7 protein-coding genes are annotated in these 6536 nt (G+C 71.5%); 3 read left to right on the top strand and 4 right to left on the bottom strand.

Going from position 1 to position 6536, the window contains the following annotated elements; all coding sequences use genetic code 11:
* Positions 1 to 23: 23 nt before the first annotated feature.
* Complete coding sequence (locus tag ABT085_RS42300; RefSeq protein ID WP_351621252.1) at positions 24 to 1055, bottom strand: glycosyltransferase family 2 protein; 1032 nt, start codon at positions 1053 to 1055, stop codon at positions 24 to 26.
* Between the two features lie 126 nt (positions 1056 to 1181).
* Between ABT085_RS42300 and ABT085_RS42295 the strand changes: the two genes are divergently transcribed.
* Entirely contained in the window at positions 1182 to 2651 is a 1470-nt protein-coding gene (locus tag ABT085_RS42295; RefSeq protein ID WP_502982953.1) for an LCP family protein, read from the top strand.
* A 112-nt stretch (positions 2652 to 2763) separates the two neighbouring features.
* On the opposite strand, the gene ABT085_RS42290 is transcribed toward ABT085_RS42295, so the two are convergent.
* Positions 2764 to 3348, bottom strand: a complete 585-nt coding sequence (locus tag ABT085_RS42290) for an acyl-CoA thioesterase (protein ID WP_502982952.1) — start codon at positions 3346 to 3348, stop codon at positions 2764 to 2766.
* 92 nt (positions 3349 to 3440) lie between these two features.
* On the opposite strand from ABT085_RS42290, the gene ABT085_RS42285 reads away from it, so the two are divergent.
* Complete coding sequence (locus ABT085_RS42285; protein WP_351621237.1) at positions 3441 to 4742, top strand: LCP family protein; 1302 nt, start codon at positions 3441 to 3443, stop codon at positions 4740 to 4742.
* A complete protein-coding gene (locus tag ABT085_RS42280) occupies positions 4735 to 5373 on the top strand; it encodes an HAD family hydrolase (RefSeq protein WP_351621234.1) in 639 nt (212 codons plus the stop codon). Before ABT085_RS42285 ends, ABT085_RS42280 begins: the two co-directional genes overlap by 8 nt.
* Before the next feature lie 61 nt (positions 5374 to 5434).
* On the opposite strand, the gene ABT085_RS42275 is transcribed toward ABT085_RS42280, so the two are convergent.
* Positions 5435 to 6274 carry an SAM-dependent methyltransferase gene (locus ABT085_RS42275; RefSeq protein WP_351621231.1) on the bottom strand — a complete coding sequence of 280 codons (840 nt, stop codon included), beginning with the start codon at positions 6272 to 6274 and terminating at the stop codon, positions 5435 to 5437.
* Positions 6275 to 6448: 174 nt separating this feature from the next.
* Positions 6449 to 6536, bottom strand: an 88-nt coding sequence (locus tag ABT085_RS42270; RefSeq protein WP_157846636.1) for an acyl-CoA dehydrogenase family protein, incomplete at its 5' end; no start/stop codon positions are given.

The following is a 6536-nucleotide window of genomic DNA, read 5'->3' as shown; positions in this document are numbered from 1 at the left end:
GCCGTATGTCCGGGCCTGGGGCGTTACGCCTGCGCGGCGACGACCGCGGGCCGCCGGGACGCGATGACCTTCCTGGCCAGCGACCGCGGGCTGGTGAGGAAGCCCCAGCCCCACGACATGTGCATGGTGGCCAGCGCGACGGGGATCTGGAGCCGTGCCTTCAGCGGCAGCCCCCTGCCCGCGGGCACCGATCCGGCGACGATCGCGGCGAGGTAGCCGCCGGGCACGACGAAGCCCCACGGGGTGAGGGCCGCACCCACGACGAGGCCCGCGGCGATCGCGCAGACCGCGGCCGGCGGGGCGAGGTAGCGCAGGTTGATGGAGCCCTCGTGGTAACGGGCGACCACGTGCCGCCAACGGCCGTAGTCCTTGTACTGCTTGGCGAGCGCCTTCACGCTGGGGCGCGGACGGTACGACACCCTCAGCTCGGGCGAGAACCAGATGAGGCCGCCCGCCTCCCTGATCCGGAAGTTCAGCTCCCAGTCCTGGGCGCGGATGAACTCCTCGTTGTAACCGCCCTGCCGCTCCAGTGCCTCGCGGCGGAAGACGCCCAGGTACACCGTCTCGGCCGCGGCGGCCTGTCCACCGGTGTGGAAGGCGGCGTTGCCGACGCCGATCTTCGAGGTCATGGCCGCGGCGACCGCGTGCTCCCAGTCGTTCTCGCCCTCGGCGTGCATGATGCCGCCGACGTTCTGCGCGCCGGTCTCCTCCAGGAGCCGTACGGCGGTGGCGATGTAGTTCGGCGAGAGCATGCCGTGGCCGTCCACGCGGACGACGACCGGATGACGGGAGGCCTTGATCGCGGCGTTGAGGGCGGCGGGCGTGCGACCGGTCGGGTTGGGCACGGTGTGCACCCGCGGGTCCTCCGCCACGAGCTCGGCGGCGATCTCGTCCGTACGGTCCGTGGACGGACCGATGGCGATCACGACCTCCATCTCGCCCGCGTACTCCTGGGCGAGGATCGCTCGGACTGCCTGCCGGAGATGCCGTTCCTCGTTGAGGACGGGCATGATCACGGAAACGGCGGGAAACTGCACGTCGGACTTGGCGTTCATCGGTGCTCACGTTACCGCGAACGGGGGACACGGGCGCGCGCCGCCGGGTGCTCCGACCCGGGCGGGAGATCGTATGGGCCTACTGTGCACACGGATCGCGTACGGCCTCGTCCGGAGGTGCCCCTCTTGTCCACCCCCACCCGTTCCCCCGCCCGGCCGCGGCGCCGACCGCAACCGGCCCGTCGCGCGCCGCGGCCCCCCGTGCGGCGCAGAAGGCCGCGCTGGGCCATGCGGGCGGTGACCACGCTGTCGGTGGTGGTGCTCGCCGCCGCCGGGATCGGGCACTCGGTGGTGGCGAGCCTGGACGCGGGCATCGCCCGGGTCGACCCGTTCAAGGACATGAAGAACCGCCCGCGCGCGGGCCACGGCATGAACGTCCTGCTGGTGGGCACCGACGGCCGGGACCGGATCAGCGAGGCCGAGCGGCGCAGGTTCCGGCTCGGCGGCGCCCCCTGCCACTGCACCGACACGATCATGATCGTGCACATCTCGGAGAACCTGGAGCGGGCGAGCGTGGTGAGCCTGCCGCGCGACAGCTACGCCGACACACCCGCGCACATCGACCAGACCACCGGCCAACCGCACGCCGGCCACCCCATCAAGCTCAACGCGGCCTACGCGGAGGGCGGGCCGCAGCTGACCGTGCGCACGGTCGAGAGCATGACCCACGTCAAGATCGACCACTATCTGGAGGTCGACTTCACCAGCTTCATGAAGACGGTGGACGTGCTCGGCGGGGTGCGGATCTGCACCGCCGTACCGATGAAGGACTCCTACACCGGACTGAACCTGCCGGCCGGCACCCACAGGCTGATGGGCGGGCAGGCCCTCCAGTACGTCCGCTCCCGGCACGTGGACGGCGCCTCCGACCTCGGCCGGATGCAGCGTCAGCAGCGCTTCCTGGCGGCGCTGGTGGACCGGGCCACGTCCTCCGGGGTGCTGCTGAACCCGATCCGGTTCCGGGACGTCACGCGGGCGGTGCTCGGCTCGGTGCGCGCCGACAAGGGCTTCGGCACGGACGAGCTGCTCGACCTCGGCCGGGCGATGCGCAACTTCTCGCCGTCCTCGTCGGAGTTCACCACCGTGCCCATCGGCCAGATGGGATACGTGGTCAAGGGCATCGGCTCCACGTTGAAGTGGGACCCCGTCAGGTCCGAGCGCCTCTTCCAGGCGCTGCGCGACGACAGGCCGCTGGCCACGCACCGGCCGCCGCCGCGCAACGCCGCGGCCCGGGTCGCGGTGGCCCCGCAGCAGATCCGGGTCCAGGTGGAGAACGGCACCGCCACCGCCGGGCTCGGCAGGCGCGTGGACGCGGCGCTGACCGCCACCGGCTTCCTCACCACCCGGCGCCCCGCCAACGCCGCCGACCGCACGGTCAGGCGCACGGTCGTCGTCTACGACCCGCGCTGGGACCGCTCGGCGAAGTCCCTGGCCGTCGCGCTGCCGGGCAGCGAGCTGCGGGCGGTGCGCGGCCAGGGGCCGGTGCTGAAGGTGATCGCCGGCTCGGACTTCCGCAAGGTGCGCAGGGTGCGGGCGGACGATCCCCGGCAGGGGGAGTTCGGGGCGGTCCGCGGGGACGAGGTGGGCTGCGCGTAGGGACTCCCCGACGCGCTCAGTCCTGGTCGCGCCCGGTTCCCGCCGCGCTCAGTCCTGGTCGCGCCCGGTTCCCGCCGCGCTCAGTCCTGGTCGCGCCCGGTTCCCGCCGCGCTCAGTCCTCGATGCCCTCCGCCGCCCGCCGGGCCCGCAGCTCCATGATCGCCCGGCGGCGGGCGAGGCGGTGGGTGCGGCGGATCTGGGCCTCCTGGTAGCGGCGCTTGTCGCGTTCCGTCTCCGGAAGCACCGGCGGCACCCGGCGCGGCTTGCCGTCCGCGTCGACCGCGGCGAAGACCAGGTAGGCCGAGCCGACCTGGGTGGCCGGGGTGGACTCGTTCCAGCGCTCGGCCAGGACTCGCACCCCGACCTCCATCGAGGTCCGGCCGGTCCAGTTGACCTGCGCCTTCACATGCACCAGGTCACCGACCCTGACCGGCTCCAGGAACGCCATCTCGTCCATGGACGCGGTGACGGCCGGGCCGCCGCTGTGCCGGCCGGCCACCGCTCCGGCCGCGTCGTCGACCAACTTCATGATCACTCCGCCGTGCACCGAGCCCAGGAGGTTGGTGTCGTTGTGGGTCATGATGTGGCTGAGGGTGGTGCGGGACGCGGAGGTCGGCTTGCCCGGGATATCCGAGGTATCCGATTCCGCTGTTGAGACCTGGTCTGTCATGACCCCCACCCTATGCCGAGGCGACATCCAGGGAATTTGTGTCAGCTTGGCAACAGCCGGGCCCTGATTTTCCGACGGCTCTTGTGGGGCACACCCCAGGTCCCGGCACACTGGGGCCCATGAGCGATTGGCCCGAGGGATGGTCCGACGAGAACGGCGGCAGCCGGCGCGGACGCGGCAGCGCGAGCGCACAGCCCGACAGCGCCCGTGTGATGCGGCAGGTCCGCCGCGGTCCGGCGACTCCGCCCGGTCAGGGCGGCGGCTACGGCCCCGGCCCGTCCGCGCCGCCGTACGGGGGTGGCGTCCCGCACCAGCCGTCGTACACCGGCGGCCAGGGCTACGACGACGGCTACGACAGCGGCTACAACACGGGCCAGGTCTACGGCGCCCCCGGTGGCGGCCCCGGCGGTCCCGAGGATCCCGGCGGCTACGGGCGGCCCCGGCCGAACTGGCGCCGCCGGATCAAGTGGACCGCGATCACCGTGGTGAGCGTGCTGGTGGTCACGACCATCGGCACGTACTTCTGGGCCGACGGCAAGCTGCGCCGCGAGGTCGACCTCTCGACGGTCATCGACCGGCCCGAGTCGGGCGACGGCACGAACTACCTGATCGTCGGCTCCGACAGCCGTGAGGGCCTGACCGCCGCCGACAAGAAGGCGCTGCACACCGGCTCCGCCGAGGGCAAGCGCACCGACTCGATGATGATCCTGCACGTGGGCAGCAGCGGCGACACGCTGATATCGCTGCCGCGTGACTCGAACGTGGAGATACCCACGTACAAGGGTTCCGAGTCGGGCAAGACCTACCAGGGCCGCGGTCAGCACACGAAGCTGAACGCCGCGTACGCCACGGACGGCCCGACGCTGCTGGTCCGCACGGTCGAGTTCAACACCGGTCTGCACATCGACCACTACGTCGAGATCGGCTTCGCCGGCTTCGCGGGCATCGTGGACGCGGTCGGCGGGGTGGACATCACCATCGACAAGGCGTTCAAGGACAAGTACTCCGGCGCCGACTTCCAGGCCGGCAAGCAGACGCTGAACGGCGAGGAGGCGCTGGCCTTCGTACGGACCCGGCACGCCTTCGCCACGTCCGACCTCCAGCGCACGAAGAACCAGCAGAAGTTCCTCGCGGCACTGGCCCACCAGGTGGCCACCCCGGCGACGATCCTGAACCCGTTCAAGTTCTACCCGACCATGGGCGCGGGCCTGGACTCCCTGATCGTCGACAAGGACATGAGCCTGTGGGACCTGGGCTCCATGTTCTTCGCGATGAAGGGTGTCAACGGCGGTGACGGCACGTCGATGAACATGCCGATCTCGGGCTCGACCGGCGGCAACCTCGTCTGGGACAAGGCGAAGGTGAAGACGCTGGTGAACGAGTTGAACAACGACGAGAAGGTCACGGTGTCCGGTGACTGAGCCGACCACCCTTCCCGGGCCGAGACCGCCCTTCGACGCCGTCCTGTGCGACGTCGACAACGTCATACGGCACTTCGACCCGGCCGGCCTGGAGGCGCTGGAGCGTGCCGCCGGGCTGGCCGAGGGCACCACGATGAAGGTGGCCTTCGCCCCCGAGGTCGACCTGCCGGTCCTGCTGGGCCTGGCCACCGAGCAGGAGTGGGTGGAGTCCATCGCGGAGGGCCTGACCGGCCTGGTGCCCGAGGCGACGGCCTGGGAGCTGGGCACCGCCCTGCTGGAGTCGCCCTTCCACGCCGACGAGACGGTGGTGGCGCTGCTGCGCCGGGCCCGCACCCGGGTGCCGCTGGTCCTGGTCACCAACGCCACCCTGGGCCTGGAGGCCGACCTCGACTCGCTCGGGCTGACCGATCTCGCCGACCACGTCGTCAGCAGCGCCCGGGTGGGCCTGGCCAAGCCGGACCCGCGCATCCTGGAGCTGGCCGCGGCCCGGGCGGGCGCGCGCCCCGAGCGGTGCCTGTTCGTGGACGACACCGAGGAGAACGTGATGGCGGCCGCCGCGCTGGGCATGCACGGCGTGCACTTCCGCCGGGCACCGGACCTGGAGCGCGCCCTGGAACCGCTCTTCGCCTGACCGGGCGACGGAGCGAGGGCGCCCCGCGGGGAGGCGCCCTCGGACCCGCTCGGGGCCTATGTCACGGCTTCCTGCCCACCCCGGCGAAGTGGGTGACCTCCACCGGCGCCCCGTCCTTGGTGTCGGAGACCTCGGGCCGCCAGCGGGAGCAGGAGACGATGCCGGGTTCGAGGAGTTCGACGCGGTCGAAGAGACGGGTCAGGTCGTCCCGGCTGCGCAGGGTCATGGGGGCCGAGCCCTGGCTGTTCCAGTACGCGACCGCCTGGGTCATGGCCTCGCCGTCGACCTCGGTGGTGGGGTGGGAGATCACCAGGTGACTGCCGGAGGGAACGGCGTCCAGGAGCCGGTGGACGATGGACACGGCCTCGTCGGTGTCCATCACGAAGTTGATGATGCCCAGCATGGTGATGGCGACGGGGCGGTCGAGGTCCAGGGTCCGCGCCGCGCCCCTGAGGATCGTCTCGGGGTCGCGCACGTCCGCCTCGATGTAGTCCGTGGCGCCCTCGGGCGTGCTGGTGAGCAGCGCGTGGGCGTGGGTGAGGACCAGGGGGTCGTTGTCGGCGTACACGATCCGGGACGACGGGGCCACCCGCTGGGCGACCTCGTGCGTGTTGTCCGCCGTCGGCAGGCCGGTGCCGATGTCGAGGAACTGGCGTATCCCCACCTCCCCGGCCAGGTGGCGCACCGCCCTGGACAGGAAGCCCCGGTCCGCCACCGCGGAGCGCGGCAGCGCCGGCACGAATCCGAGGATCTGGTCGCCGACCTCCTCGTCCACCGGGTAGTGGTCCTTGCCGCCCAGCCAGTAGTTCCAGATACGGGCCGAGTGCGAGACATCCGTACGCAGCCGGTTGATGCGCGCGACGCCTTCGTCCTCGGCGGCGGGAAGATCGGACTGTGACATGGCTTCAGGGCTCCTTGCGTCGTCGGCGGCTCGCAGCCGTCCTGCAAGCTACCACCGGACGGACTCCAACATCCTTGGCATACAAGGATGTTGGGCGGACGGACGGTGCGCGTACGCCGGTGGCCCCCGGTCCGGGAAGGACGGGGGGCCACCGGGTACGGAAGTACGGCCGCGTTACGGGAGGTTGCGTGCCATGACGATGCGCTGGACCTGGTTGGTGCCCTCGTAGATCTGGGTGATCTTGGCGTCGCGCATCATGCGC

This window comes from Streptomyces sp. NPDC002265 (assembly GCF_040296125.1).
In the GTDB taxonomy this organism is placed as follows: Bacteria; Actinomycetota; Actinomycetes; order Streptomycetales; family Streptomycetaceae; genus Streptomyces.
Note: the sequence above shows the minus strand (reverse complement) of the source record. Positions and strands in the feature narration are given on the sequence as shown.

Bases quoted from the DNA above. Each gene is read 5' to 3' on its own strand.
- ABT085_RS42300 (WP_351621252.1), bottom strand. From the start codon at position 1,055: ATGAACGCCAAGTCCGACGTGCAGTTTCCCGCCGTTTCCGTGATCATG.
- ABT085_RS42290 (WP_502982952.1), bottom strand. From the start codon at position 3,348: ATGTCGCCTCGGCATAGGGTGGGGGTCATGACAGACCAGGTCTCAACA.
- ABT085_RS42275 (WP_351621231.1), bottom strand. From the start codon at position 6,274: ATGTCACAGTCCGATCTTCCCGCCGCCGAGGACGAAGGCGTCGCGCGC.
- ABT085_RS42285 (WP_351621237.1), top strand. From the start codon at position 3,441: ATGAGCGATTGGCCCGAGGGATGGTCCGACGAGAACGGCGGCAGCCGG.